The sequence below is a fragment of the Flavihumibacter sp. ZG627 genome, assembly GCF_000814325.1.
Classification (GTDB): Bacteria; Bacteroidota; Bacteroidia; order Chitinophagales; family Chitinophagaceae; genus Flavihumibacter.
In genome coordinates this window covers 67,884-94,881 of the sequence record NZ_JPHF01000010.1, presented here as the reverse complement: position 1 = coordinate 94,881, position 26,998 = coordinate 67,884, and the positions used below count along the sequence as shown (strand labels likewise).

General features: G+C 42.7%; 25 protein-coding genes and 1 tRNA gene. 10 read left to right on the top strand and 16 right to left on the bottom strand.

Annotated elements, in window-relative coordinates; all coding sequences use genetic code 11:
* Positions 1-53 precede the first annotated feature (53 nt).
* Positions 54-1,259 (top strand): hypothetical protein, encoded by a 1,206-nt coding sequence (locus HY58_RS16170; RefSeq protein WP_039134384.1) that lies wholly within the window; start codon positions 54-56, stop codon positions 1,257-1,259.
* On the opposite strand, the gene dinB is transcribed toward HY58_RS16170, so the two are convergent.
* The 5 genes from dinB to HY58_RS16145 all read right to left on the bottom strand — a co-directional run bounded on the left by dinB (position 1,254) and on the right by HY58_RS16145 (position 8,051).
* Complete coding sequence (dinB, locus tag HY58_RS16165; protein WP_039134382.1) at positions 1,254-2,405, bottom strand: DNA polymerase IV; 1,152 nt, start codon at positions 2,403-2,405, stop codon at positions 1,254-1,256. The genes HY58_RS16170 and dinB overlap by 6 nt on opposite strands.
* Positions 2,389-5,379, bottom strand: a complete 2,991-nt coding sequence (locus tag HY58_RS16160) for a DNA polymerase III subunit alpha (protein WP_039134379.1) — start codon at positions 5,377-5,379, stop codon at positions 2,389-2,391. Before HY58_RS16160 ends, dinB begins: the two co-directional genes overlap by 17 nt.
* A gap of 83 nt (positions 5,380-5,462) precedes the next feature.
* Entirely contained in the window at positions 5,463-7,115 is a 1,653-nt protein-coding gene (locus HY58_RS16155; protein ID WP_039134377.1) for a SulP family inorganic anion transporter, read from the bottom strand.
* Between the two features lie 36 nt (positions 7,116-7,151).
* Positions 7,152-7,433, bottom strand: coding sequence for a hypothetical protein (locus HY58_RS16150; RefSeq protein WP_039134375.1), 282 nt, complete (start codon positions 7,431-7,433; stop codon positions 7,152-7,154).
* 9 nt (positions 7,434-7,442) lie between these two features.
* Positions 7,443-8,051, bottom strand: coding sequence for a class I SAM-dependent methyltransferase (locus HY58_RS16145; protein WP_039134372.1), 609 nt, complete (start codon positions 8,049-8,051; stop codon positions 7,443-7,445).
* A 63-nt stretch (positions 8,052-8,114) separates the two neighbouring features.
* Between HY58_RS16145 and HY58_RS16140 the strand changes: the two genes are divergently transcribed.
* A complete protein-coding gene (locus tag HY58_RS16140; RefSeq protein WP_039134369.1) occupies positions 8,115-8,822 on the top strand; it encodes a Crp/Fnr family transcriptional regulator in 708 nt (235 codons plus the stop codon).
* Between the two features lie 22 nt (positions 8,823-8,844).
* On the opposite strand, the gene zwf is transcribed toward HY58_RS16140, so the two are convergent.
* Complete coding sequence (zwf, locus tag HY58_RS16135; protein ID WP_039134367.1) at positions 8,845-10,305, bottom strand: glucose-6-phosphate dehydrogenase; 1,461 nt, start codon at positions 10,303-10,305, stop codon at positions 8,845-8,847.
* 41 nt (positions 10,306-10,346) lie between these two features.
* Between zwf and HY58_RS16130 the strand changes: the two genes are divergently transcribed.
* A complete protein-coding gene (locus HY58_RS16130; protein WP_039134366.1) occupies positions 10,347-10,544 on the top strand; it encodes a hypothetical protein in 198 nt (65 codons plus the stop codon).
* Positions 10,545-10,567: 23 nt separating this feature from the next.
* On the top strand, positions 10,568-10,870 hold the full coding sequence (locus HY58_RS16125; protein ID WP_039134363.1) for a hypothetical protein: 303 nt from the start codon (positions 10,568-10,570) through the stop codon (positions 10,868-10,870).
* 108 nt (positions 10,871-10,978) lie between these two features.
* On the opposite strand, the gene HY58_RS16120 is transcribed toward HY58_RS16125, so the two are convergent.
* The 5 genes from HY58_RS16120 to HY58_RS20045 all read right to left on the bottom strand — a co-directional run bounded on the left by HY58_RS16120 (position 10,979) and on the right by HY58_RS20045 (position 14,348).
* Positions 10,979-11,055, bottom strand: a tRNA-Met gene (locus HY58_RS16120).
* Between the two features lie 83 nt (positions 11,056-11,138).
* The gene (locus tag HY58_RS16115) at positions 11,139-12,329 is read right to left on the bottom strand and encodes a pyridoxal phosphate-dependent aminotransferase (RefSeq protein WP_039134360.1); all 1,191 of its coding nucleotides are present in this window, start codon (positions 12,327-12,329) and stop codon (positions 11,139-11,141) included.
* Between the two features lie 23 nt (positions 12,330-12,352).
* Positions 12,353-13,285 carry a polyphosphate kinase 2 family protein gene (locus HY58_RS16110; RefSeq protein ID WP_156123726.1) on the bottom strand — a complete coding sequence of 311 codons (933 nt, stop codon included), beginning with the start codon at positions 13,283-13,285 and terminating at the stop codon, positions 12,353-12,355.
* Positions 13,286-13,620: 335 nt separating this feature from the next.
* Positions 13,621-14,052, bottom strand: a complete 432-nt coding sequence (locus tag HY58_RS16105) for a DUF1573 domain-containing protein (RefSeq protein WP_039134357.1) — start codon at positions 14,050-14,052, stop codon at positions 13,621-13,623.
* Positions 14,053-14,063: 11 nt separating this feature from the next.
* Positions 14,064-14,348, bottom strand: coding sequence for a DUF1573 domain-containing protein (locus HY58_RS20045; RefSeq protein ID WP_371197919.1), 285 nt, complete (start codon positions 14,346-14,348; stop codon positions 14,064-14,066).
* Between the two features lie 379 nt (positions 14,349-14,727).
* On the opposite strand from HY58_RS20045, the gene HY58_RS16095 reads away from it, so the two are divergent.
* Together HY58_RS16095 and HY58_RS16090 are read left to right on the top strand one after the other, a co-directional pair.
* On the top strand, positions 14,728-17,109 hold the full coding sequence (locus HY58_RS16095) for a thiamine pyrophosphate-dependent enzyme (protein ID WP_253271594.1): 2,382 nt from the start codon (positions 14,728-14,730) through the stop codon (positions 17,107-17,109).
* Between the two features lie 11 nt (positions 17,110-17,120).
* Positions 17,121-17,747, top strand: coding sequence for a trimeric intracellular cation channel family protein (locus HY58_RS16090; protein WP_039134351.1), 627 nt, complete (start codon positions 17,121-17,123; stop codon positions 17,745-17,747).
* Here the strand turns inward: HY58_RS16090 and HY58_RS16085 are convergent.
* The 4 genes from HY58_RS16085 to HY58_RS16070 form a co-directional block, all read right to left on the bottom strand.
* Positions 17,719-18,150, bottom strand: coding sequence for a thiol-disulfide oxidoreductase DCC family protein (locus tag HY58_RS16085; protein WP_039134348.1), 432 nt, complete (start codon positions 18,148-18,150; stop codon positions 17,719-17,721). The genes HY58_RS16090 and HY58_RS16085 overlap by 29 nt on opposite strands.
* Positions 18,128-18,934, bottom strand: coding sequence for a hypothetical protein (locus HY58_RS16080; RefSeq protein WP_039134346.1), 807 nt, complete (start codon positions 18,932-18,934; stop codon positions 18,128-18,130). Before HY58_RS16080 ends, HY58_RS16085 begins: the two co-directional genes overlap by 23 nt.
* A 295-nt stretch (positions 18,935-19,229) precedes the next feature.
* Positions 19,230-19,952, bottom strand: a complete 723-nt coding sequence (locus tag HY58_RS16075) for a YebC/PmpR family DNA-binding transcriptional regulator (RefSeq protein WP_039134344.1) — start codon at positions 19,950-19,952, stop codon at positions 19,230-19,232.
* A 114-nt stretch (positions 19,953-20,066) separates the two neighbouring features.
* The gene (locus HY58_RS16070; protein WP_052324220.1) at positions 20,067-21,605 is read right to left on the bottom strand and encodes an amino acid permease; all 1,539 of its coding nucleotides are present in this window, start codon (positions 21,603-21,605) and stop codon (positions 20,067-20,069) included.
* A 171-nt stretch (positions 21,606-21,776) separates the two neighbouring features.
* On the opposite strand from HY58_RS16070, the gene HY58_RS16065 reads away from it, so the two are divergent.
* From HY58_RS16065 to HY58_RS16050, 4 genes are read left to right on the top strand one after another with little or no spacing between them, the layout of a single operon-like run.
* Positions 21,777-23,012 carry a dicarboxylate/amino acid:cation symporter gene (locus HY58_RS16065; protein WP_039134342.1) on the top strand — a complete coding sequence of 412 codons (1,236 nt, stop codon included), beginning with the start codon at positions 21,777-21,779 and terminating at the stop codon, positions 23,010-23,012.
* A 17-nt stretch (positions 23,013-23,029) separates the two neighbouring features.
* Positions 23,030-24,019 carry a DedA family protein gene (locus HY58_RS16060; protein ID WP_253271593.1) on the top strand — a complete coding sequence of 330 codons (990 nt, stop codon included), beginning with the start codon at positions 23,030-23,032 and terminating at the stop codon, positions 24,017-24,019.
* A 12-nt stretch (positions 24,020-24,031) separates the two neighbouring features.
* Positions 24,032-25,261 carry an MFS transporter gene (locus tag HY58_RS16055; RefSeq protein WP_039134340.1) on the top strand — a complete coding sequence of 410 codons (1,230 nt, stop codon included), beginning with the start codon at positions 24,032-24,034 and terminating at the stop codon, positions 25,259-25,261.
* Positions 25,262-25,280: 19 nt separating this feature from the next.
* Positions 25,281-26,285, top strand: coding sequence for a glycosyltransferase family 9 protein (locus tag HY58_RS16050; protein ID WP_039134338.1), 1,005 nt, complete (start codon positions 25,281-25,283; stop codon positions 26,283-26,285).
* Here the strand turns inward: HY58_RS16050 and HY58_RS16045 are convergent, their stop codons facing one another.
* Complete coding sequence (locus tag HY58_RS16045) at positions 26,286-26,858, bottom strand: hypothetical protein (RefSeq protein WP_052324219.1); 573 nt, start codon at positions 26,856-26,858, stop codon at positions 26,286-26,288. It abuts the gene before it with no gap.
* Positions 26,859-26,998: the final 140 nt, after the last annotated feature.

The window sequence follows — 26,998 nt, the reverse complement described above, 5'->3', positions numbered from 1 at the left end:
TCAAATCATCTTCTGCAGTGGTGCGAATGTTTTGTTTTGTAAAAAAATAAGGAATGAATCCAATCGGCAAGAAATGGTGCAGGATAGCTTTGTTCAATCTTTTATTGGTAGCCACAGCAGGGGTGCTGCTTCGGCTTAAAATATTAACCCCTCTTACCTGGCTGAACCATAAATATATGCTTCATGCTCATTCCCATTTTGCATTTGCCGGATGGGTGAGTCTGTTTTTAATGGCAGCCATGATCGGTAATCTCCCGGAAAAATATTCTAAAGGTTATGAACGCATTCTCATAGCCTATACCATTACAGCCTATGGTATGCTCTTCAGTTTTCCTTTCCAGGGATATGGGGCAGTATCAATATTCTTTTCCACCCTGTCCGTATTAGTAAGCTGGTGGTTTGCCATAAGGCTATGGAAAAGTATATCTGATGAAAATATATGTCCGGTAATTGTGTCCAATACAAAATGGTCACTTGCTTTCCTTATTCTTTCGGCAGTCGGAACATTTTACCTGGCCTGGTTAATGGCCAATAAAGTGGATAATCCTTCCCTTTACTTTGGAGCAGTTTATTTTTATCTGCATTTTCAATATAACGGGTGGTTTTTCTTTTCCATTACTGCACTTTTTCTCAGCAGGGTTTCTCCAGCTTACAGGCAAAAGCTTAAAAGACCCCTACAGATTCTAGCCTTAGCCTGCATTCCGGCGTTTTTTCTTTCTGCTTTATGGATGCGTCTCCCTTCCTGGATGTATTATACAGCTGGAGCAGCTGCCATTGTTCAACTATTTGCATTTGGGCAACTTCTCCTTCTTTTAGTTCGCGATGCACGCAATCATATTGCTGATAAGGTAGTTCAAACCATCTGGGGATTGTCTTTGTTAGCTCTGGCTATAAAATTCCTGTTGCAATCACTTTCAGTATTTCCATCACTCAGTAAATATGCTTTCGCTTACCGTCCTGTGGTTATCGGATATCTCCATCTTGTATTACTTGGTTTTGTGTCGCTTTTTCAAATTGGATGGCTCATAAAACAGGGTTGCCTGCCTTCAGGTAATCAGAAAATACCTGCCTCAGTATGGGCATTCATTACAGGCTTTATACTTACGGAAGGTACACTGATGGCACAGGGAATCAGTTCAATGTTTTTTGTTGCCATCCCACACACCAATGAAATGTTACTGGTTGCTGCTCTCTTTCTGTTTGCAGGCATAGCGTGGATGAACCGGCAGGTATGGTGGAGAACAAATAATTCTTTATAAACCATGCGCCCTTTTTAGTTTACTCTCACCAAATCTTAATTTAATGCTGTCAATAGCCTGGTAAAGTCGGATCATTTCCTGTGTATCATCAAAAAGGCTTATCTGGTAATTTCCCGGTATCAGGTGTGTGAAACGGATGCCCAGAAGGCGCACCAGTAAACGCCTGTCATAGAGTTGCTCAAAAAGGGTTTTTGCAGTTTGAAGCAGAAGATGATCTGCACCTGTATAGGGGATACTGCTTTGTTTTGTTACCGTGTCGAAATTAGCATACCGCAATTTAACAGTAACAGATCCAGTCAATTTGCCCTGCTTTCTTAGTTCAAATGCTATACTCTCAGTCATGCGTACTAGTTGCGCATGAAGGAAATGAATATCTATAGTATCTGCCTGGAATGTCTGTTCTGTGGAAATGGATTTTTGCTCGCGGTAAGGCATAACCGGTGAATCATCTATGCCATTTGCCCTCCGCCATAGTTCGGTCCCGTTTTTTCCTAAAAGATTATGCATCATCAGGGAAGGGATCTCACTTAATGTTTTTACTGTTTCAACCCCCATCCCTTCCAGTAAAAGTGCTGTCTCCTTACCGATACCCGGAATCTTATTGATGGAAAGGGGGGCAAGGAAAAGTTTCTCATTCCCAAAAGGTATTTCCAGTTGACCATTTGGTTTTACTTCATTGGTAGCAACCTTGCTCACCAGTTTATTACTGGCCAGCGCATAAGAGATGGGTAAGCCACTGTCTTTTGCTATTGACTTTTTCAGATCGGCAGTGAATAAACTGCAGCTATGATATTTATCCATGCCACTCATATCAATATAAAATTCATCGATAGATGATTTCTCGAATACCGGTACTTTTTCAGCAATAATCTCCGTTACAAGCTTTGAATAACGGCTATAGTCTTCCATATCACCACTAATGATCATTGCTTGTGGACAGAGGCGCCTGGCAAGCTTCATCGGCATGGCACTATGAATCCCAAATCGCCTTGCCTCGTAACTGCAGGCTGCAACAACTCCACGATCACTGGAACCGCCAACAATTAGCGGTTTGCCTTTCAGTACCGGATTTTTCAGACATTCAACAGATACAAAAAAAGAATCAAGATCCAGATGGGCAATATGTCTTTCACTCTTGATCAGCATTTGATTTTCTTTTTCTGAGTCCCAGTTTCTGCATATGGTTTACTTCCAGATTAAAGACACCGAAATCCTCCACCACTTTTCCGGTGAGTTCATAGAATCCATGTCCCACTAAAGGGAATCGCTGCAGGCAATCAGGGAAATGTATCGTATCAATCCAATCCAGTTTCGAATCAATGAATGTTCCAAAACACATCGTCTCCCCTTTGATTGTACGGACGGGTTTATAGGTGATCAGGTATCCCAGCATACTTACCTGTTTGCCTTTATGCAAATGGATAATGCCGGCTGCTGTATACTGAGCAGGATCAGCATCTGCCATTGGAAAAGGATTGAGTAAAGGGAAATCCATTAATTCCATCTGGTCATACAATGTTTCAAGTGGGTAAGTAGGCAGGTGTGGTAAACTGAATTGGAGCGGAGCTTCCTGGAATAGTTTTGTTCCGGCAATTTGTTTTTGTTTCTGATGGCCCCGGAGCATGTTGGCTTCCCATAATAATTGTTTTTTTGTTTTACCGGTAAAGCGGAAGGCATCGATCCGAATAAGAATATTAAGGCTTTCTTTTCCGATACTTGTTCTGTCAATCAGGTCCTGCAAATGCAGATAGGGGCCATTCGTATTCCGTTCATGTATCAATTGTTCGGCTATGGATTGTTCCAGCGATTTGAGATGTATAAATCCCGTATATACATCATTGCCCCTGATATGGGTAAGCCAGTTGCTATTATTTATGCAGGGAGCATGAATATGGGCGCCTGTTTTATGCAGTTCATAGAAATATAGTTCCCTGCTGTAAAATCCTCCGAAATTATTGATCACCGCTACCATGAATTCTTTAGGATACCAAGTTTTCAAATAAAGGCTTTGGTAACTTTCAACAGCAAAGGATGCAGAGTGAGCCTTTGAAAAACTATATCCTCCAAAGCTTTCTATCTGCCGCCATACTTCTTTGCTGATAGTATCCGGATAGCCACGCTCAGTACAGTTTTCAAAGAACTTCTCACGGATCCGCATCATTTCTTTATTACCCCTGTACTTCCCACTCATGGCCCGTCGCAGGATATCAGCCTCTCCCATATCCAATCCGGCAAAATGATGGGCCACCTTTATAACGTCTTCCTGGAAAACCATTACACCATAGGTCTCCTCCAGTAATTCTTTCATGATGGGATGTATGTATTCAAAGCAATCTGGATTATGATACCTTTCAATATAGGCCTTCATCATACCGCTGCTCGATACACCAGGTCTTATGATTGAACTGGCGGCTACAAGGGTTATATAATCATCGCATTCCAGTTTCCTGAGTAACTGGCGCATGGCCGGACTCTCTATATAAAAGCATCCGATAGTATCTACGTTTCTTATCTGGCTTTTTACCTTAGGATCCTTTTTGAATTTTTCTATCTCATGGATATTAATACTTACCTGTTGGTTTTCCTGAACCAGCCGGAGGGTCTCTTTGATATGACCGAGCCCACGCTGACTAAGGATATCTAATTTGTATAATCCAACCTTTTCTGCAATGAACATGTCAATTTGTGTTGTAGGAAAACCCTTTGGAGGCATATACACAGCAGTGTACCGGTAAACAGATGCTTCGCTTATCAGCATGCCGCCGGGGTGTATACTCAGGTGGTTGGGAAAATTTACCAGGAGCTGCCCATAGAAAAGAATCAGTTGCTGTATAGAATCATCTGCCTTTCGGTTTGAAAAAGAATGCGACCTCGCGTAACCTTTCACTGCCAGTTGGTCTATCTCAGTTTTAGGAAGACCAAACACTTTTCCCAATTCCCTTACCAGTGCATTGTATTGAAAAGTTGTTACCATACCCAGCAGGGCAACTTGTTTTTTTCCGTAACGCTTAAATACATAATCGATCACATCATCTCTGTCGAGCCACGAAAAATCAATATCAAAATCGGGTGGAGAGGTTCGGTATGGATTAAGAAATCTTTCAAAATAAAGGTCCAGTTCAATTGGATCCACATCCGTTATCTGAAGGCAATATGCAACAATAGAATTGGCGCCACTGCCCCGACCAACATAATAATATCCCTTGCTCTGTGCGTAACGTATTATATCCCATGTAATAATGAAATATGCATTGAACCCCAGCTGGTCAATAATAGCAAGTTCTTTTTCTACTCTTTCCCTTGCTTTTTTATTACGCGTGCCATATCGACTAATACATCCGTCATAGGCAAGCTTAGCCAGGAAAATGCGATCATCATCTGCTGTTGCACTGAATGTTTTTTTGTTCTTGTCAGTATGCAATTCCATTTCAATATTACAGGCGTCACAGAGACGAAGGGTATTGCTAATGATAAAAGGATATTTTGAAAAAGCCGACATAAGATCTGCTGTGCTGATAAACATCTCCTGTATGCTGCCTTGTTGATGCACCTGCAATTTTGATAGCAGTACATTATTGTCAATTGCCCTTAATAAACGGTGAGCATTAAAATGCTTCTTACTCTGAAAACTTACCGGGTGCAGAACAACCAGCTTATGACTGAAAACTTTAAGAGGGAAACTAAATAATTTAGTAATATGATGCGGACTAATCCCAATATATTCATGAAGGCATAATTTTTCAGGTGGTTTTTGAGCAAGGGGGTAGATGATGAATAAGCCGGAGCTAACCCCCAGAAAAGGAGAATCTTCTGCGTCTTCCGGAAAGGGGAGACCTGTCTGAAGGTAATAGGACAGAAAGGCGTTTATGTTTTCAACCCCTTGGATATTGGATGCCAGTAATATATAACAGACCTTATTTTGATTTCTGATTTCTGCGCCCAGTATGGGTTTTATGTTATTGTTGATGCAAAAGTTATAGAAATCCCATGCATCAGCGCTGTTATTTATATTGGTGATAGCCATAGTGGTAATTCCCATTTCCACAGCGGTGTTTACTAATTCTTCCGTGGAAAATGTGCCATAACGAAGGCTGAAATATGTTTTGCAGTTGAGATACATCTGGCCCGTTTAGTTGGGCTGTAAAGGTACACTATATGCTAAATATATTAGTAAATAAACTTGGTATTATAAAGCAATATGACTTATGACCTCCATTGCTGGTATCTCCTGATGGCCGCCTCAACAGTGGGCAGAATATTTGCTTTCCCAATAAGAAAAACCAACCTTGATTGCCTTAATTCCTTCATAACCTGTTCACTGTGAACTTCCGCAAGAATCAGTTTTGTTCCCCTGCTGCTGGCCGACTTGTGAACATCTTTAAGAATATTAATACCTGTGGCATCTATGATAGGAACGTTTCGCATCCTGATGATCAATGCAAGGGGAGGATTCTCAATAACCCTGATTGCGTCTTTGAATTTATAGGCAGCACCAAAAAAAAGAGGACCGTTGATCTCAAATAATTCCACTCCCTTAGGCAACTGAAACGCGTCGGTTTTTGCCGTTTCATCACCATGGTTCAATTGAACAAAATCATTGGTAATAGATGCCACTGAACTGAACTGTGTCATTTTCCGCATGAATAGAAATGCTGCCAGTACCATTCCGATTTCTATTGCTACTGTTAGGTCAACCAACACCGTGAGCAGAAAGGTTGTGATCAATACAATCGCATCGCTTTTGGATCCCCGCGCAATTGATAAAAAGTTTTTCCATTCACTCATATTGTAAGCTACCGTTACAAGTATACCCGCAAGTGTAGCCATGGGTATCAATGCAGCCCACCTGCCAACGAAAAGAACAATGATCAATAGTGTAAGGGAGTGTATCATGCCGGCAACCGGAGTACGGCCGCCATTCTTGACATTTGTTGCTGTGCGTGCAATTGCTCCTGTGGCCGGTATCCCCCCGAAGAGTGCGGAAAGGATATTACCACCTCCCTGGGCAATGAGTTCAGTATTACTGCGATGGTTGCCACCCGTCATACCATCAGCAACAACCGCAGAAAGCAATGACTCAATTGCCCCCAGCAATGCAATGGTGAAAGCAGGACGTATCAGATTTTGAATAGTTGCCCACTCAATAAGAGGCAACCCCGGTGCAGGCAATGAAAATGAAATATTTCCAAAACGACTGCCAATTGTATCAGTCGGAAATGATAAAAAAGAAGTGGCTGCTGTTGTGATAATGATGGCTACGAGTGATCCGGGAATCTTGTAGGTTATCTTAGGCCAGTAAATTATTATAAGGATGGTGAGCATTGAAATAACAACAGCATAAATATTAATGGCTGAGAATGCTTTTGAGTAGGTCATCCATTTTGTAAGAAAATCTGCCGGCACAGCTCCCATCTCTAAACCGAAAAAGTCTTTGATCACTGATGAGAAAATAATAAGTGCTATACCTGTTGTGAAACCTGTGATCAGCGGATAGGGAATATATTTAATGAGGGTTCCCATTTTGGCGAAACCCATTATCAGTAAAATTAATCCAGCTATAAAAGTGGCAATGATTAGGCCGTTCACTCCATATTGTGCAACGATTCCATATACCACTACAATGAATGCTCCTGTGGGTCCGCCAATCTGTACCCTGCTTCCGCCGAGCAGCGAAATAATAAATCCGGCAACAATGGCCGTGATAATACCTTTTTCCGGTGATACTCCCGACGCAATGGCGAAGGCGATGGCCAGTGGAAGGGCAACTATGCCTACAATGATGCCTGCTGTTAGGTCTTTGCTGAATTGCTGCCTGTCGTATTGCTGCAATGTGTCCAGCAATTTCGGTCTGAACATAAAGTATAGATTATAATCGGAGATATTACCCGCGGGTTATTGTACCGGCAGAAGGGTCATCTTCATCAGGTTCACATATTCGCCAGCGGATCTTATATTACTGCATTCCTGTGGGTCAAGTGCTCTTTCATGTGTTTTGTCAAGTTCCTGCAAAAGCTTTTCTATGAATCGCATGGTAATATGACCATGTACGTTATGATATTGCAGGCTTTTTAGAGCTGCATCAATATATCTTCTGATTTCTTCCTCAGATCGGCTAAGAAGGATCTTGTTTATCAGGTTGCACCTGTACTCATTAAGATTCCTCGGCTTTGGCATTGTCAGGTTTTAAATTTTGATCCAACATTTCAGGTAGTCATTCACATCCGTATTCACTACATGAAAGTCGGGTGGTATTTCAGTTTCCAGACTGTGGTAGGTAACAAGCCTTGTTCCTTTGGGAACATTATACAATTGCTTGCAGAGGTAATGACTATAATATTCAAACAGTTCAACAGAGTGCTCTACATCCTTATCGATCTTCTCGGTACATGCAAGATTCTCATAGAACGAATTATAAAAATAAAAATGGTCATACTGCCGGAAGTTGATCTGGGTAAAATTAGCATTTATGAAACTTACATTATCCTGTCCGGTTTGCTTCAGGGCAGCATTGGCATAATCTACAAGATATGCTCTTTGTTCCACACCTGTAAACTGGAGTTTGGGTTGATAAAAAGCGGCGGCCAGGCAGAACTTTCCTGCACCGCTTCCGATATCAAGTATTTTTGCCCCGGGTTCTGTTGCCAGGAAACCACTTGCTTTCTTAGCGACCAGTAATGGTGTCCAATGTCTTCTTGCCATATCCCGGATAGCCTGGGGATAAAGTTCATGACAGGTGGCGTCTGACTGGAACCATTTATCTATTTCCCGATCTGTGGAAGATTGCAGGTACATTTGATAAAGTTAAGGCCTGCATTTTTTGCGAGGATTGATAATTATCACTTTTGAAATTAGTCAATGAGTATCAGGCATTTATTTCCGGTTCAAAGCTGGGATTTCCAGTCCGGATCTATCATTTCGAACCTTCCCCCAAAGGAATGGTCACTTCTCTCTGCACATATGGTTGAGGCTCAATACAATAAGGGGGATATTCTTTTCAGGGAGGGATTTTATCCCACTGGTATCTTCTTTATCCGTAAAGGGATGGCTAAGAAATACCGGATCAATAAGGAGGGGCAGGAACAAATCATTTATGTTGCCAGCCAGGGTGAACTGTTGGGATATCATGCTGTTTTGGCGGAGGATCGTTATCCTGATTCCTGTGCGCTTCTTGAAGATAGTGTAGTGGGATTTATTCCAAGGGAAGATTTCCTGAAAACGATTGATTATTCTCCCTTACTTAGCAAGCGTTTACTCAAAACTTTGAGTCATGAATTTGCTGTTCTTGCCAATAACATTACTTTCTTCAGTCAAAGTTCCGTTCGTGAAAGAACTGCCCTCCAACTTGTGGTATTGAGGGAAAAGTATAAAACAATGAATAATAAGAACGGACCGGTGGAAATATCTATGTCAAGGGAAAATCTTTCTAACCTGGTTGGTAGTGCCCGTGAAAATGTTGTGAGGGTATTGTCTGAATTTAAGGAAGCAGAACTTATTACCACCAATGGCAGAAAAATTGTTATCCTGGATGTTGCGGGATTAATTAAAATAGCAAATTTCCGTTGAGATCAAAAATTGGTTTAAAGTATTAAATATTGGGTAAATGGTTCCAGTCTTTGGAATAGGGTTTGATTAATTCTGTTGCAGCACGCGGTCCCCAACTGCTTTGTTCATAAAATTTGAGATCTTTTCCCTGTTGTTTTTTCCAGGTATCAAGAATAGGCATCACCAGTTTCCAGGCTGCTTCCACCTGGTCGCCCCGCATGAACAGGGTTGCATCTCCTTTTAATACATCAAGAATCAATGCCTCATAAGCCTCAGGTATTGCTTCTTCATGAGACTCTTTATAGGTAAAATCCATTTCTACTGGCTTAAGTTTCATTTGTAATCCCGGAACCTTGCTTTCAAAAAGAAGACTGATCTCAAGCTCAGGTTGGATACTTATCGTTAATCGGTTTGGTACTACATCACCCTTAAATATCTTATTCGGACTATCCTTGAATTGAATGATGATTACTGTGGATTGCCTTTGCATACCTTTTCCGGTTCTTAAGAAAAAGGGAACATTTTTCCAACGTGCGTTATCAATATATAACCTCGCTGCAACAAAGGTTTCAGTATAAGAACGGGAGGGTACATGTTCTTCTTTCCTGTAACCCTTGTACTGGCCACGTATAACATTTTTTGAAACTGCTGAAGGCGTGAAGGGCCGCACTTGTTTGATCACTGCAGTTTTGGCATTCCTGATGGTTTCCGCTTCATATTTAACAGGGCATTCCATTGCGGTTATACATAAGAGTTGTAACAGGTGATTTTGAACCATATCGCGCAATGCACCACTGCCATCATAATATCCTCCCCTGCTACCTACAGTAACTTTTTCCGCTACAGTGATCTCAACATGGTCAATATATTTATTATTCCATAGCGGCTCAAAAACATAATTGGCGAACCTGAAGGCCATGATATTCTGTACGGTTTCTTTTCCCAGGTAATGATCGATGCGGTAAAGCTGTTTCTCCGTGAACCGTTTGCGAAGGAATCTGTTGAGTTTCTTTGCTGTTTCCAGATCGGTTCCAAAAGGTTTCTCAATAATAATTCTATCTAAGTTATCCTGGTTTGCCAGTTTAAAACGATATAAAGAATCCGAGAGTATTTCTATAAAGCGGGGAGCCACGGCGTAGTAGAATATCCTGATACCCCGCTTTTTGTTTTGAAGGTCAACATTATCTAATACTCTCTTCAATTCCAGATAAGTATCCTCCTTCAGGAAATCACCGCTTATATAGGTGATCCTGCTTGTAAAAGTTTGCCATAAATTGATATCAGGCGGACCTGTCCTGGAAAATTCAACAACTCCTGATAGGAGTTCTTCCAGGAACACGTCCCGCTCAATAGATATATAATCAATACAAAAAATCCTGAATGTTTTGGGAAGGTGTTGGTTAATGAAAAGATGGTATAGAGCGGGAATTAGTTTACGTCGGGTCAGATCACCTTTTGCACCAAAAATTACGCAAACGGCCGAAGCTTCCTTTTTTGGGGTCATACCTGGCTTTTAACTGATCAATATATTCTATCTCGGCGATTATGCAAACGATTGACTTACAATTCATGCAATATTCCTGCCGTTTCATCCTGCTGCGGTTTAATGGAAGAGGAGTAGTTCCGGAATTTTGTACCAAGTATTTATCTATGGCTTATAAAGGAAACAGAATATATAATATCTACACTGGTCAGCATATTGTTTTTTTGCAAACAGCAGAGGAAACAAATGGAAGGCGCTAATACAAGGAGATCTTTGTGTGCGGATGAATGATAAATTTGAATATTATCCGGAAGGATCCATTGAAACAGTGGTTCATTGGGAAGTACATCCTGCATTGCGTACAGAATATTTCATGGAGAATGTTTTTGGAATGATCAATAATGCCCATACCAGTAGAAAAGGGACGGTGGGGTTTCTCCGGCGTATTGCTATACCCTCGCATTTTCGCAATGAGTTTCGCTTACAGAAACTTCCGCTTTCTGCCCTGAACCTGCTTTACCATCTCTGTTTACTGGTTCTTGGTGTTTTAAGAGTGCGCGGATCTTATAAGGAATTGGTGGATTAACACCAGCCTTCTGTCCCTTTATTGGGAAGCCTTGTCGTGCTGCTTTATGTTCTCTCGGGGTTTACTAAAAAGAATGGCCGAAACCTTTTTGATAACAGGTTTCGGCCTTGGTAGCGAGGAGCGGACTTGAACCGCCGACCTTCGGGTTATGAATCCGATGCTCTAACCAGCTGAGCTACCTCGCCAAACGGAGCGCAAAAATATAGAAACTGGTCTAAATGATGAAAAAAATCTCCTAATACCTGTCTGACATATGTCAGGACGGATGTCAGATGGTAGTGTATTCCTGTAGCGCTTTTTCCAGGCAGTCCATAGCTGCATGGATCTCTTCTACTTTTAATACATATGCCAGTCGAACCTGGTTTTTTCCCAATCCCGGTGTCCCATAAAATCCGGTCGCAGGCGCCAGCATAACGGTTTGACCATTCCAGGAAAAGCTCTCTAATAACCATTGGCAGAATTTGTCGGCATCATCAATGGGTAGCTGTGCGATTGCATAGAATGCACCGCCTGGGTTTGGACAAAAAACTCCTGTCATTGCGTTCAATCTTGAGACCAGCGCATCGCGCCTGCGCATGTATTCTGCTTTGGTTCCGTCAAAATAATGGGGAGGTAAATCAATGGCAGCTTCTGCAGCAATTTGTGCCAGTCCTGGCGGACTCAACCTCGCCTGGGCAAATTTCATAGCAGCATCAAGTAATTCCTGATTCCGTGTAACAAAGGCACCAATACGAGCCCCGCATGCACTATATCGTTTGGAGATCGTGTCCATTAACACGATATGATCATCCACTCCTTCCAGTCGCATGGCGCTGAAATGTTCTCCACTATAGCAGAACTCACGATAAGCCTCGTCGGCAAAAAGAAAAAGATTATGATTAAGGATAATTTGTTTTAGAATTTCGAGTTCTTCCCTGCTATATAAATAACCTGTTGGATTATTTGGATTACATACCATGATGGCTTTGGTACGAGGGCCGATTGCCTTTTCGAATTCTTCCATAGCAGGAAGGGCAAACCCGTTTTCAATAAAGGATGGGATAGGTTTTACAACCACGCCAGCGGCAACGGCGAAACCATTATAGTTAGCATAGAATGGCTCAGGAATGATGATCTCATCACCCGGATCAAGACAAGCCATAAAACCGAATAGTATTGCTTCAGACCCTCCCGTAGTGATTATGATCTGGTTATGATTCACTCTTATGCCCGCCGTTCTGTAATACTCTACCAACTTACGTCGATAGCTCTCATTGCCCGCACTATGACTGTATTCCAAAACCTTAAAATCTGCATGCCTCACAGCTTCCATCATTTCGGGAGGCGTTTCAATATCGGGCTGACCGATATTCAGATGATAAACTCGTATGCCTTTTTTCTTGGCAGTTTCCGCATAAGGAACAAGTTTGCGGATAGGAGATGGCGGCATTGCTGAACCGCGTTTGCTAATCACTAACATGGCGCAAAGATAAAGGGCCCACCTCAATCATTTCCATTCACGTTTCCGTTCTTATCAATTTCGCTCATGAGTTTTTCCCGCATTGCCTGCAGTTTCACTCTCTCCGTTTCGCTGATCACAGGGTATGCTGGGTCAATTTTATCAAACTCACGCGAAATGATCGCTGCCAGGCAAAGGCGGGTGAACCACTTATCATCTGCAGGCAAAACATACCAGGGTGCATTATCTTTTGAGGTTGCACCCAGCATGGCGCTATATGCATTCATATAATCTTCCCAATGTGCTCTTTCTTCAACATCGGCAGAAGCAAATTTCCAGTTCTTTTCCGGGTCATCAATTCTTTCCAGGAATCGCTTCTTTTGTTCTTTTTTAGAAACATGGAGAAAGAATTTAAGTACTATCGTGCCATTCTGCGTGAGGTTCTTTTCAAAACGGTTGATCTGTTTAAATCTTCTTTCCCAGAATTCATCATTGATATCTTCCACTGAATTAATACCGGGCAGATTCTCATTGAGAATATATTCAGGATGTACCCTTGTTACAAGTACGTTTTCATAATGTGAACGGTTGAAAATTCCTATTTCACCTCTCGGGGGAAGTACTTTATAATGCCTCCAGAGGAAGTCATGGTCAAGTTCGTCGCGGGAAGGCGTTTTGAAACTGTGCACTTTAACGCCCTGGGGGTTCAGGCCAGACATAACATGTTTAATTGCACTGTCTTTTCCGGCAGCATCCATTGCCTGCAAAACAATCAGAATACTATGGCGGTTATGGGCATATAATTTATCCTGCATTTTGGCCAGGTTTTCAATACCTGCCTGCAACAGTTCAGCGCCTTCCTCTTTGCTGAAAATTTTATGATCATAGTCCGTTTCGAAATCTTTTTTAAGGGAGACCTTTTGATTTGGTTTAACCATTAAGGAATCGAGGTATTGGAAAAAAGGTTTGATATCCATGATCATGATTTTATGCTCCAATGTAAATAAAATTGGCTTAATGGTGCCGTCACGATCCCGATACGGTGCCCTCAGTTGTGTTGATATCCTTCGGAACTTCTTATGATGCATATATGTTTACCCGGACTAGCTGCTATCTCATCTCTACCCGCCACCCTAGCAACAGCCATACTTCTGGTCCCCATCTGGTCCCCATCTGGTCCCTATTTTTTACCTCCTGAGTACGGATACATTTTCAAATCGGGGGGGCGCTCTTACCCATAATCAGTGGTATAAAATAGAGAGAGGCCGTCTCAATTTACTGAGACGGCCTCTTGAGTATCTGGTGGAAGAAATTATTTGCTCCCTTTTTTATCTTTTTCAGCTTCAAACTTTGCGTAGTCCTCCGCTTTCAAAACCTCACCGCTGATGCGGAGTTCAACAGGTTTGTCAACGCCCGCCACAGTTACAAACACAGTTTTGTCAAACGGACCAGGAGCAGCAGCATTGAAACCAGCTGTGATCTTGTTCGTTTTACCACCAGCTACAGGCTGCTGAGGCCAGGTTGGGGTGGTACAGCCACAACTCGCAGATGCCTTCTGAATAACTACCGGCTGAGATGATACATTGGTAAATTCAAAGTTGTAGTTAACAGGTACTCCTTGTTTGATCTTGCCAAAATTGTGTTTGGTCTGGGCAAACTTTACCAATTCTTCAGCACTCTTTGCCTGCGCGAAAATGGCCGCACTGATAATAACCGCAAAAAGAGTAAGCGCTATTTTTTTCATAATTGATCGATTTAATCTTTATTGTTTGTTTGTTTTAATAATTGTACAGATGTATTAACAGGTACTGAAGGCATAGGTTTACCTACTTCACCCTTAACATAGATGGTTTTTGTTTTCCCGGAGTTGTAAAAGATGGTCACAGATTTTTCAAAAGGCCCTTCCGAAGCCGCATTATAGCCAACCGTTATGCTGCTTTTTGCCCCGGGCGCTACCAGGTCTTTCGACCATACCGGAGTTGTACATCCACAACTAGCCGAAACATTTTCTATTTTAAGTGCTTCTTTGCCAGTATTGATAAATTCAAAAGTATAGGTTACAGGCCTGCCATGCCGTATAGATCCAAAATCATGAGAACTGGCAATGCTGATTACCTCCGGGGCCTTTGCGGCATCAGTTACCTGTCCATAGGAAACAGATAAACTCAGGGTCAGGGCTATCAGGAATGCAACTCTTTTCATTTACTCAGGTGTTCTGCCATAACAAATTTAATAATTGTGATTGACTTTGTCCAGTGACCAACCCAATTAATATTTTTTTGGCAAAACATTAAATATTTATTTCTAAGGAATTAATTAATAACAATTTATCTACCCGTTAGGTATCTATGAGGGAAAACCGACTAACGATTGTTCGCTTCCGGCCAATTTCTCTTAGTTTTGTTCGATGGAAAATCTCATGGAAAACGAATTGCTGGATTCTGAAAAGTTAAGCTTCGATCGCTTCCGCGATGAAGTACTCCGTGATTACCAAATGGCCTGTGAGAGCCGCGAAGCCAGCCTTATGGGCCGCAAGGAAGTTCTTACCGGCAAAGCCAAGTTTGGGATTTTTGGTGATGGTAAAGAAATAGCCCAGATAGCTACCGCTAAATTTTTCCGAAACGGAGATTGGCGGGCGGGATATTATCGCGACCAGACTTTTGTTTTCGCAAGTAAGCTTGCTACCATCGAACAGTTTTTTGCCCAGCTCTATGCTAATCCCGACGTTAACCTGGATCCCCATAGTGCGGGCAGGCAGATGAATTCCCACTTTTGTACGCCCAATACAAATGAGGAGGGCGACTGGGTGAATCTTTCCAGACAGAAAAACATTTCCAGTGATATAGCCCCCACGGCAGGGCAGATGCCGCGTGCGTTGGGGCTGGCATTTGCATCCAAGGTTTTCCGTAAAGTGGATTCATTGAAGGCTTTCCCGGAACTTTCAGACAACGGCAATGAAATTTGCTTTTGCACTATCGGCGATGCTTCCACATCGGAAGGGCATTTCTGGGAAGCTGTTAATGCTGCCGGGGTAATGCAGATTCCGCTTGCCATTTTCGTGTGGGATGACGGTTATGGAATTTCCGTACCAAAGAAATTACAAACTACAAAAGGCTCTATTTCTGAGGTACTGAAAGGCTTTCAACAGCGGGAAGGAACAAATGGAATTGATATTTATAAACTTAAGGGATGGGATTATGCGAGTATGATTGAGTTGATGGAACCTGCCATTCAGAAAATAAGGGACACACATATTCCGGCGATTTTTCATATTGAAGAGATCACCCAGCCTCAGGGCCATTCCACCTCGGGTAGCCATGAGCGCTATAAAAGTCCTGAGCGCCTTGAATGGGAGCGGTCCTTCGATTGCATCAAAAAATTTAAAGAATGGATACTCGAGAACACACTCAGTAGTGAGGAAGAGTTAAACGATATTGAATTAAAGGCAAAGGAATTTGTACGTGATTGCCGCAACAAGGCATGGTTAGCCTACCAGCAACCAATCCGTGAACAGGTGAACCGAACTACTGAACTGGCTGCTTCAGTTATTAAGCAACTGCCTGTACAGTCAACAGCAATGCAACAATTGGTTCAGAAACTCACTATGGAGAAAGAACCTACCAGAAGGGATATAATGCTGACACTGCACAGGCTTCTGGGCCTGGCGGGCAGGCATTCGGGTGCAAATGAGATGCAGGAATATTATAAGCAGCTTAAGAAAGAAAACGAAGCGCTCTACAGTACCTATTTGTACAATGAAGGTTCTAAAGGAACATTACATGTGGAGGCCCGCGCGGCAACCTATGTTGATGATGCGCCTCTGCTTAATGGTTATGAGATCCTGAACAGATATTTCGACAAGCTTTTCGCCACCAATCCAAAGGTGCTAGCATTTGGTGAAGATGTGGGTTATATAGGTGATGTGAACCAGGGTTTTGCCGGATTGCAGGCAAAGCATGGTGAATTTCGTATTTCAGATACAGGCATAAGAGAGCTCACAATAATGGGACAGGGAATTGGTGCTGCCCTCCGTGGACTCCGTCCCATAGCCGAGATACAATATGTAGATTACCTGTTGTATGGACTTCAACCATTGAGCGATGATGTTGCCACCACACATTATCGCACAGCCGGGAAAATGAGTTGCCCGCTTATTGTAAGAACCCGTGGTCACCGCCTGGAAGGTATCTGGCACAGCGGATCTCCGATGGGTATGATCATAAATTCACTTCGTGGCATGTGGGTATGCGTACCACGCAATATGGTACAGGCGGTTGGTATGTACAATACATTACTTAAAGGAAATGATCCGGGCATTGTTATCGAATGCTTGAATGGCTACCGGCTGAAAGAAAAACTTCCCGATGATCTTCTCGGTTATACAGTACCGCTAGGCATACCGGAAGTGGTAAGAAAAGGTACAGATATCACGATTGTGTCATATGGCTCCACACTCAGGATTGTTCAGGAGGCAGCAATTTTATTAGCTTCTTCGGGTATTCAATGTGAAGTAGTTGATGTGCAGACATTATTACCTTTCGATATCAATCACCTTATACTAGAATCGTTGAAAAAAACCAGCAGAATACTTTTTGTGGATGAAGATGTTCCCGGTGGCGCTGCTTCATACATGTACAATAAGGTAATGGAAGAGCAGGGTGGATATCGCTGGCTGGATGTTGCACCCCGTACTTTATCGGCAAAGGCTCATCGACCAGCGTATGCGAGTGATGGTGATTATTTCAGCAAACCCAATACAGAAGATGTTGTAGATATAGTTCTGGAAATGATGGCCGAATAGATCTTCACCATATGGAACTCAACTTCTTAACCATTATTGATCTGATTGGCACATTTGCATTTGCCTTATCAGGTGCATTTGCTGCAATGGAAAAAAAGCTTGATCCATTTGGTGTTATAATCATGGCCTTTGTTCCTGCAATTGGTGGTGGTTCGGTGAGGGATATTTTGATAGGTGATCTGCCGGTTGCCTGGCTTTCTAATAATATTACCATTGGGATAATCATCGCAGCGGCTGTATCGGCCATGTTTTTTGGATCATTGCTCAGGAAATTTGATCCCCTTCTCGAGGCTTTTGATGCCCTGGGACTTGGACTATTCACCATCGTTGGTATCGAGAAAGGTATTTTGCACGGGTACCCTCCTGGTATTTGTATTTCACTCGGAATATTTACGGGATGCTTTGGTGGAGTGCTTCGCGATGTTATTTTGAATAATGTTCCCCTGCTTTTTCACAAAGAGATTTATGCCTCCGCCTGCATTCTGGGCGGCATAAGTTATTACCTGCTTTCCTGGATCGGCATTGACCAGGCTCTGGTAAATATATTTTGTATAGCCATCATCTTCGCAATAAGGATGATGGCGATTCGATACCATTGGAGTCTACCGGCTATATACCTTGATCGCTCCAATCGATAAACCGTTCCTGGAGATTCGGCGAGGGAAGCCAGCAACTTTCCTTTTTTCCAAACCACCTGTACCTGTTTTTTGCAATCAGGTCGTAAACAAAATTCCGGAGGAAGGAGGGTACGTACAATAATATTTTCGTCCATCCCCAACCCCTTAAGCGGTATAGCGTTTTAAGCGCGGCGGTTGAACGGGTATAGATTTTCCCTTCTTCATAAAGGATAAATGAGCCCGGTAATTTATTCTCAACTGAATATTCCTGTAACAGTTTACGTCCATAAGATGATTGTAAGGATGCAAAGCGGAACCGTGCAGCCGGATCATTCCTGATCACAAACTGCACGGAACTGTTACAAAGGTTACAGACCCCATCATATAGTATAACGGGAGAATTATTTAATCGTACTCTGGTCAACGTGGTCAATTAATTTCCAGATATCACTCCTTACCATTTTCCGCACCTGGTCAACTCTTTCACTCATAATAATGTAGTTGGAATTGTTTGGTATATAATTGAATGCTTCTTCATATTTTGGATCAAGAAGTGATTTCAGATTTTCAAAGAAATTAGCTGTTACAAAATCGTTTTCAGAATTGGCAGTAAAAGGAAGAATCTTCTCATACAATCCCCAGTCAGTAAGCGCTCCTAATTTTATTCTTTCCTGGTGGATAGGATAAAAGATTTCTCTTTCGGTTTTTATATATTCCGCCGTTTTTCCTGGCAGGGGCTTCATGTAATCGATCTGTACATATTTGCTCACAGGTGTTTTTGGATCAATACCTGCACGATGTGCATATACTTCATATTTAACTATCGAGCGGAACTCAAGCAACTTGCTGTTATAGCTTTCCCAGTTCATTTCCCTGGCTCCTGAAATAGCTTTTGCATAACGATCTTTCATTGATACCGGGTTATCTACCAGATCATTGAATTTGGATGAAACCGTAACAACTACGTAATCATATTTGTTTTCCATTTCAGGCGACATCAGTACCTGGTAAAAATACCATCCCAGAAGATCGCCATTTCTGACTGATTGCTCTACAACACGATGGGCATGGCTCCTGACCAGATTTGTGTATGCCTCTGACTTGCCTGGATTTACTTTATAAAAGGTAACACCGATATACACCTGTTGCCCGGGAGTTTGGGAGTGACTCTGTATTGGCATTAATAATAACAGGATCATTGCCAGCATAACCCAGCAACAATTATTAAGGATGGGCCTTAAATATCTTAAGGTTAAATTATTTGTTTGCCGGTCGGTCTCTGCCTTGCAACAAACTTGATGGTCTTTTACTAGCATATACAAAGATTAAGGGTGATTGGAATCTTTGGTTGCCGGTGCGGAATTAGTGGGGCGGAAGCGGGTGCGGATAATGGCGGTTGCACATGCACGAAATACATATACAAGTTAGCGTTATTGTTGAATATGGACAATAAAAAAACCTGCCTCTGAAAGCAGGTTTATCAAGAAATGAAAAATAAATATATCAGACCAGGTTATGGAAAACTTTCTGAACGTCTTCATCCTGTTCCAGTTTGTCGACCAGTTTCAAAACATCCTGTGCCTGCTCTTCATTTAATTCAACCGTGTTCTGCGGGATCCATTCCACCTCTGCAGATACTGGAGTGAGTCCTTTATCTTCCAGTGCCTTTTGCATCAATCCGAAATCAGTGAAGGCGCAACGTACCACTAAAACATTCTCACCATTTTCGCCTGTACCGTCACCCAGTTCTTCAAGTCCGAAATCTATAAGTTCCAATTCCATATCCTCGGCATTCAACCCCTCGGGTTTCAATTTGAATACCCCCATTTTTTTGAACTGGAAACTCACACTTCCACTGTTTCCCAGCGCACCGTTCCCCTTATTGAAAATTGACTTCACATTGGCAACAGTACGAACATGATTGTCGGTTGCTGTTTCCACTAATATTGCCACACCATGGGGGCCATAACCCTCATATAGTATCTCCTCATAGTTTTCCATGTCCTTACCCTGGGCCCGCTTGATAGCGGCTTCCACACGGTCCTTTGGCATGTTCACTGCCTTCGCGTTCTGCATACAACGCCGGAGTGCAGGATTCACATCAGGATCAGGTCCGCCTGCTTTAACGGCAATAGCGATCTCTTTTCCAATCCGTGTGAATTGCTTGGCCATCCTGTCCCACCTGGCAAACATGGTGGCTTTACGTACTTCGAATATCCTGCCCATATATAGATTGTGGTTTGTAATTGGGTGGCAAATTTAGCTTTTCGGGGTGGTAACACAAAAAAAGCGTCCCGGCCTCAAAAGAGTGGGACGCTTTTCGGGCAAAAGCCTTAGGGATTATTCAAAATCTGATGCTTTGGGAAGTATTTCACCCGGATGGTGACCGGGTTCTTTGAGTTTGCTATTTCTCTTGCTATATGTAAAGTAAACAACCAATCCGAGTACCATCCAGATCATTGCAACTGTTAGTGTTTGTTTATCGAGTGCAAAGATCATTGCACTACATACCAGTACACCGAGGATGGGAACCAATGGAACCCATGGGGTTTTGAATGGCCGTTTGATATTTGGTTCTGATTTACGCAGGATCCAAACGCCGGCACTCACCAGTACAAAAGCGAAAAGGGTTCCGAAACTGGTAAGATCTCCGGCCACATGCCCTGGAACAAAGGCCGCAAAGGCACCAACAAAGATCAAAAGGATCCAGTTGGCTTTGTATGGTGTTTTATATTTTGGATGCAGGTCGCCAAAAACTTTTGGGATCAATCCATCACCACTCATGGTATAAAAGATACGGCTCTGGCCCATCAGCATCACAAGTATAACCGATGAGAAACCTGCAAGGATGGCAACCGTAACGGCGGTTGCAAGCCATCCATAACCGGTCATGTAAGTGGAGATGGCATAGGCTACAGATGCTTCGCGCCCTTTAACCGGGTCAACAAAGTCAGTCCATGGCGCAACACCCGTCAACACATGTCCGAATAAAATATATAATATGGTACAAACCGCGAGTGATCCAAGGATACCGATAGGCATATCACGCGCCGGGTTTTTAGCTTCCTGGGCGGCAGTACTTACTGCATCGAATCCAATGAAGGCGAAGAATACAATGGCTGCTCCTCCCAGTACACCTCCCCATCCATGCCTGAATACACCGGAATAATCTGCAATAGTTTTACCAGCCTGGTCTTTAAAGGCAGCAGTACCTTCCGGAATCATATAGGGCGTATGGTTGTCAGGATTAATAAAGCTCCATCCCACAACAATAAAAATTAAAACGATAGCAACTTTGATGAATACGATAATAGCATTCACCATGGCCGATTCCTGTGTACCCTTTATAAGAAGGAGTGTGAGTAAAACCAGGATCACCAGGGCAGGTGCATTTAATATGCCCTGGTGCAAAACGCCGGAGGCATCAGTAAAACTTTCGAAAGGCGAGTGGCTCCATTCATATGGTATTCGCCCCCCTAGCAAAGTATTGAGGTATTCGCTCCAGGCAATGGATACAGTAGCGGCACCAAGGGCATATTCCATGATGAGGGCCCAGCCTATTATCCATGCAACAAGTTCTCCCATGGTAACATATGAATATGCATAGGCACTTCCTGCAATAGGGATCATCGCTGCAAATTCAGCGTAGCAAAGTCCGGCAAAAGCACAACCGATCGCGGCTATGATAAAGGAGATGGTAACTGCGGGCCCCGCAGCTTGTCCGGCGGCAGCAGCAGTTCGTACAAACAAACCGGCGCCAATAATGGCGCCTATTCCAAGGGCTACCAGGTTAGTAGCTCCTAGTGTTCGTTTCAACCCTTTTTCCGAATCAGCCGTGGCCAGCAGTTGAGTAAGAGATTTTTTTCTGAATAAGCTCATACAGTTAGTGTGATTTGTTTTATTGAAGCTGTTAAGAAGGGCGTAAAATAAATAATTATTCAATTCGCAGCCGCTAAACTTTGACGGGATGGTGTTTTCAGAGGATTATTTTGGTGGGGTCAGGATTTTTTTGAATTTTCGGCCTTCTTTTCACACACCACAAAACGGATAATGGTAAAACAAAACAGGTTAACCCTCTATATATTGGTAGCTATGGTATTGGGAGTAATGGTGGGCTATATTGTACACCACAATGCCAGCCCCGGATTCCTGACAAGTTTTGCCGATAATATAAAAATACTGACCACCATCTTTTTACGGATGGTACAAATGATCATTGCACCACTTGTTTTCTCTACATTGGTTGTGGGGATCGCCAAGTTGGGAGACCTGAAAGCGGTAGGCCGGGTGGGAGGCAAAGCCTTGCTTTGGTTTATTACAGCTTCACTGGCCAGCCTGCTGATCGGAATGCTGCTGGTGAACTTTTTTGAGCCCGGTTCGGTTATTGACCTCAGCAATGCCGATACCTCAGGTGCGCAGGACCTGATAGGAAAGACCAAGGTATTCTCCATTACTAATTTTGTGGAACATGTATTTCCTAAAAGCGTAGTGGAGGCGATGGCCACCAATGAAATTTTGCAGTTGGTGGTATTCAGTATTTTCTTTGGTATAGCAGCAACTTCAATTGGCGATTATGCAAAGCCGGTGATAAAGGCGCTCGATGGGGTTGCCCATATCATCCTGAAAATGGTGAATTATGTTATGGCATTTGCTCCTCTTGGAGTTTTTGGTGCCATCGCAGCAGTTATAGCCATAAAGGGGCTGGAAGTGTTCCGGTTTTATGGTCTGTACCTTTTTTATTTCATGATTGGTATAATTGTACTTTGGGCCATATTATTACTTGTTGGGTTCATGATCCTTAAAAACCGTATGCCGGTTTTACTACGTCGGATCGCCCAGCCGCTACTCATAGCATTCAGTACAACATCCAGCGAAGCTGTTTTTCCAAAACTAACTGAAGAACTTGAGCGTTTTGGTTGTAAGGATAAGATAGTTGCTTTCATTCTTCCCCTTGGTTATAGTTTTAACCTCGATGGAAGTATGATGTATATGACTTTTGCCAGTTTAGCAATTGCCCAGGCATATGGCATACATTTGGACCTTGGCACACAAATTACTATGCTGCTGGTATTGATGCTCACCAGCAAAGGTATAGCAGGTGTTCCAAGGGCATCACTGGTGGTGGTAACCGCCACGCTTGCCATGTTCAATATTCCGCCGGAAGGTATCGCACTAATATTGCCGATTGATCATTTCTGCGATATGTTCCGCAGTATGACAAATGTTCTTGGAAATGCACTTGCAACTACTGCTGTAAGTAAATGGGAAGGAGAGTTAGAGTCTTAAACAGAAGAAGAATAGATATGATACAACATTTTAAAGGGTTTCTGCTGGTACTGATTGGCTTCATGTTGTTTATGCCGGTCATTGCGCAGCAGGATGTGCGTGTAAGATTTCTTAACCAGTATGAAGGTCCTGTTTCGGAGTTCACATTGGAAACAACGACTGGCATTAAGGATTATGTTGCTGATAAGGAAGGATATGCATCCGTTTCTTTGCAACCGGGTGAGAAGGCTGTTGTTAAGGCAGTAGATCATGATTCTACCAGCTTCACCATCGATCAGTTACCTGAGAATAAAACAGTGGTCGTCAAAAAACATTTCTCCTGGAAAGACCTTCTCAATCCAATGTTCTATATTATTTATGGTGGCTTGTGGATGTTGTTACTGATTGTATTTGCCGAAACGGGATTGTTCGCTGGCTTCTTTTTGCCAGGCGACAGCCTGCTTTTTGTTGCCGGCATTTATAGCAGTCCGCTCGCCAATGAAGCATGGAAAATAATAGGTATGGATGGCAGAGGTAATGAATGGCTCGACCTTCTTCTCCTGATCGGCCTTATCTCCTTTGGAGGTATTATAGGCAATACGGTTGGATTCTGGTTTGGACGAAAAATTGGTCCATCCATGTTCAGGTGGAAGGATAATCTGTTATTCAAAAAACATTACCTGGAAGAAGCCCATGAGTTCTATGATAAGCATGGTGGTGGTGCAATTGTATTTGCCCGTTTCCTTCCGGTAGTGCGCACTTTTGCACCTATTATTGCCGGTATAGTGGGCATGGATAAGAAGAAATTCGCTTTCTATAATATTGTCGGATGTTTGGCCTGGGTGGTTAGTATGATAATGGGGGGACATTTCCTTCAGCTTTGGGTCAAGAATCAATTCGGCTTTGAGTTAAAAGAACATCTTGAAGTGATCATAATTGTGATTGTTCTGGTCACAACAGCTCCCGTTGCCTGGAAAGTAATCAGTGGCAAAAGAAAGAAAATGGCAAAAGAGAAAGCTGAAAATTAATCCTGCATACCAATGAACCAAACTGCTGCCCGATCAGGTTCTGTTTTCAATGTGGCTGTAATCGTTGCAGCATTGGGTTACTTCGTGGATATCTATGACCTGCTGCTTTTCAGCATCATCAGGGTTCCCAGCCTGCAGGAACTTGGATTATCAGAAGACCAGATTCGGGATGATGGATTGTACATCATTAATATGCAGATGATGGGTCTTCTCATCGGTGGTATTCTATGGGGTGTGCTTGCTGATAAAAAAGGAAGACTTAGTGTATTGTTTGCGTCCATCATTTTATACTCGCTGGGAAATATTGCGAATGGCTTTGTTCAAAACGTTGATCAGTATGCATGGGTAAGACTTATATCGGGTATCGGACTGGCGGGAGAGCTCGGTGCAGGTATCACGCTGGTGAGTGAATTATTGCCCAAAGACCGGAGAGGTGTAGGCACATCACTAGTAGCCGGTATTGGATTGTCTGGCGCTGTGCTGGCTTATATCATGAAAGAAAATTTCCATTGGCGAACCTGCTATTTTATAGGAGGAGCACTTGGATTCATGTTATTATTTCTTCGGATCAAAGTTGCCGAATCCGGAATGTTCAAGGATGTTAGGGACAGTAAAGTCAGCAAGGGTAATTTCCTGATGTTCTTCAACAATGCAGTTCGGTTTAAAAAGTATATGCTAAGCATACTGATAGGTTTGCCAACCTGGTTTGTGATTGGGATACTGGTCAGCTTTTCAAAAGAATTCGGAAAGCAAATGGGAGTAGTGGGTGATATAGATCCGGGTAAATCTATCATGTATGCCTATGCGGCTATTTCTTTGGGTGATATTGCCGTGGGACTGGTAAGCCAGGTTCTAAAAAGCAGGAAGAAGGCACTCTTTATATTTTATGGTCTAACGATAATAGGAATGATCTGGTTCTTCAACCTGCAACAGGCTACAGTACAGGAATTATATTGGGCATGCGCATTGCTGGGATTTGGTACTGGCTTCTGGGCAATATTTGTTACAATGGCTGCTGAACAGTTTGGAACCAATCTCAGAGCTACTGCAGCTACAACTGTTCCTAATATGGTTAGGGGTTCCCTGAACCTGATTGCTTTATTATTTACAGGACTACAGGTAAGTTATAGTTATGTTCAAAGCGGTATCATTACGGCAGTTGTGATCATGGTTATCACATTTGTGGCAGCTGCATATACCCGTGAAACATTTGGCAAAGACCTTAATTATGTAGAAGAATAGTCTCCAAAAAAAGCCCTGCATGAAAGTCCTCATTATACGCTTTTCATCTATTGGTGACATAGTACTAACAACACCGGTTATACGCTGTGTAAAAAAGCAACTGGCAGGGGTTGAACTGCATTATCTCACCAAGAAAGCATTCCTACCGGTATTAATAGCTAATCCATATATTGATAAGCTTCATGTTCTCAACGATAATCTCGATAACACAATTGAGGAACTGAAAGCAGAGAAATTTGATCATATAATAGATCTCCATCACAATCTCAGGACCCTGAAGGTTAAGCGGGCACTAAAATGCAAAGCACATAGTTTCAATAAGCTCAATATCCAGAAATGGATGATGACTAACCTGAAGCTGAACCTCCTGCCCTCAATCCATATTGCTGATCGGTATTTAAAGACGGTGGAACATCTTGGAGTTAAAAATGATGGGGCCGGGTTGGATTATTACATTCCTGCTGATGAACAGATTTCCCAGAATGATATTCCTGCTTCCCATCAGCTCGGATATATAGCCATTGTAGTGGGTGCCGCACATTCCACCAAGAGATTACCGCTCGACAGGTTGAAAGAACTGGTGCAAATGATAGATCATCCTATTGTTTTACTGGGAGGAAAGGAAGATCGGATCATGGGTGAAGTATTGGCCGAAACTGACCCCGTTAAAATATACAATGCATGTGGTAAGTTTAGCCTCAATGAATCGGCCCATCTTGTGCAGCAGGCTAAATTACTGATCACGCATGATACCGGGCTGATGCATATTGGTGCTGCCTTCAATAAAAAGATCATTACTGTATGGGGTAATACAATCCCCCAATTTGGGATGTATCCCTACTTTGGAAATGCTGTCCGTAATGCAGCAGGAATGTATGATAGTTTTGAAGTAAAGGGACTAAGATGCCGTCCCTGCTCCAAGATCGGATATGAAAAATGCCCCAAAGGTCATTTCAACTGTATGATGAAAATTGACCTCGGGGGCATTAAAGCGGCAGCCCAGCGTATGCTTTCAGCTACCTGATTATTTGGCGAAATTACCGGTCCATTCACCGGCGCTGTCAAAATGATTGAAGCCTACCATTGAATCCTCACAATAAAATGTGCGGGTCCATTCATCCTGCAGATTGAAATAATTGAAGGTATTGGAACTGGTCTTAACCAGGTATCCTCGCCATACTCCTTTATCATCAAAATCGAGGATCACAAACTGGTTTGCTATTACCATGTATCCCGTTAGCTTACTGTCTTTGTCAAACATGTAATATCCGAGCCAGTTATTATTGCTCAGCGGATGAAGGCTGAACGTATACATCGGATTGATACTGTGGTTGTATAGCGGACTGAAATCTTTGTTGAACTTCGGATTTATAACCTTGTTTTTTTCAGGGTTAATACCCTCGTTCATAGCCGGATTAATATTCCAGTTGTGCTTTGGGTTAATACGAAAATTCTTTCCTGGGTTGATACGCGGGTTCGCGTATGGACTGATGGTTTGATTTACAAGAGGGTCTCTTTCTTTTGGAAGTTCGAGGTCTTGTGCGGTAGCGATCAATCCGGTGAGCAGCAATACTACGGTTAGTAAGGGCTTGTTCATACTCTTTTTGTTTGAATAGGTTTCAGAAATAAATGCCTTTGAGGCGTTTGGTAAAGCGGGCCGGAGGCCTTGAGGAGCTTTAAATAGGTATGGGACAAGCGTACTGAGTACAAATCTAATCGTTTCCTTTAGTCATCAAA

Excerpts from the sequence above, each read along its gene's own strand:
- HY58_RS16170 (WP_039134384.1), top strand. The coding sequence starts at position 54 with ATGAATCCAATCGGCAAGAAATGGTGCAGGATAGCTTTGTTCAATCTT.
- dinB (WP_039134382.1), bottom strand. The coding sequence starts at position 2,405 with ATGCTGATCAAGAGTGAAAGACATATTGCCCATCTGGATCTTGATTCT.
- HY58_RS16160 (WP_039134379.1), bottom strand. The coding sequence starts at position 5,379 with ATGTATCTCAACTGCAAAACATATTTCAGCCTTCGTTATGGCACATTT.
- HY58_RS16155 (WP_039134377.1), bottom strand. The coding sequence starts at position 7,115 with ATGTTCAGACCGAAATTGCTGGACACATTGCAGCAATACGACAGGCAG.
- HY58_RS16150 (WP_039134375.1), bottom strand. The coding sequence starts at position 7,433 with ATGCCAAAGCCGAGGAATCTTAATGAGTACAGGTGCAACCTGATAAAC.
- HY58_RS16145 (WP_039134372.1), bottom strand. The coding sequence starts at position 8,051 with ATGTACCTGCAATCTTCCACAGATCGGGAAATAGATAAATGGTTCCAG.
- HY58_RS16140 (WP_039134369.1), top strand. The coding sequence starts at position 8,115 with ATGAGTATCAGGCATTTATTTCCGGTTCAAAGCTGGGATTTCCAGTCC.
- zwf (WP_039134367.1), bottom strand. The coding sequence starts at position 10,305 with ATGACCCCAAAAAAGGAAGCTTCGGCCGTTTGCGTAATTTTTGGTGCA.
- HY58_RS16130 (WP_039134366.1), top strand. The coding sequence starts at position 10,347 with ATGCAAACGATTGACTTACAATTCATGCAATATTCCTGCCGTTTCATC.
- HY58_RS16125 (WP_039134363.1), top strand. The coding sequence starts at position 10,568 with ATGAATGATAAATTTGAATATTATCCGGAAGGATCCATTGAAACAGTG.
- HY58_RS16115 (WP_039134360.1), bottom strand. The coding sequence starts at position 12,329 with ATGTTAGTGATTAGCAAACGCGGTTCAGCAATGCCGCCATCTCCTATC.
- HY58_RS16110 (WP_156123726.1), bottom strand. The coding sequence starts at position 13,285 with ATGGATATCAAACCTTTTTTCCAATACCTCGATTCCTTAATGGTTAAA.
- HY58_RS16105 (WP_039134357.1), bottom strand. The coding sequence starts at position 14,052 with ATGAAAAAAATAGCGCTTACTCTTTTTGCGGTTATTATCAGTGCGGCC.
- HY58_RS16095 (WP_253271594.1), top strand. The coding sequence starts at position 14,728 with ATGGAAAACGAATTGCTGGATTCTGAAAAGTTAAGCTTCGATCGCTTC.
- HY58_RS16090 (WP_039134351.1), top strand. The coding sequence starts at position 17,121 with ATGGAACTCAACTTCTTAACCATTATTGATCTGATTGGCACATTTGCA.
- HY58_RS16080 (WP_039134346.1), bottom strand. The coding sequence starts at position 18,934 with ATGCTGGCAATGATCCTGTTATTATTAATGCCAATACAGAGTCACTCC.
- HY58_RS16075 (WP_039134344.1), bottom strand. The coding sequence starts at position 19,952 with ATGGGCAGGATATTCGAAGTACGTAAAGCCACCATGTTTGCCAGGTGG.
- HY58_RS16070 (WP_052324220.1), bottom strand. The coding sequence starts at position 21,605 with ATGAGCTTATTCAGAAAAAAATCTCTTACTCAACTGCTGGCCACGGCT.
- HY58_RS16065 (WP_039134342.1), top strand. The coding sequence starts at position 21,777 with ATGGTAAAACAAAACAGGTTAACCCTCTATATATTGGTAGCTATGGTA.
- HY58_RS16060 (WP_253271593.1), top strand. The coding sequence starts at position 23,030 with ATGATACAACATTTTAAAGGGTTTCTGCTGGTACTGATTGGCTTCATG.
- HY58_RS16055 (WP_039134340.1), top strand. The coding sequence starts at position 24,032 with ATGAACCAAACTGCTGCCCGATCAGGTTCTGTTTTCAATGTGGCTGTA.
- HY58_RS16050 (WP_039134338.1), top strand. The coding sequence starts at position 25,281 with ATGAAAGTCCTCATTATACGCTTTTCATCTATTGGTGACATAGTACTA.
- HY58_RS16045 (WP_052324219.1), bottom strand. The coding sequence starts at position 26,858 with ATGAACAAGCCCTTACTAACCGTAGTATTGCTGCTCACCGGATTGATC.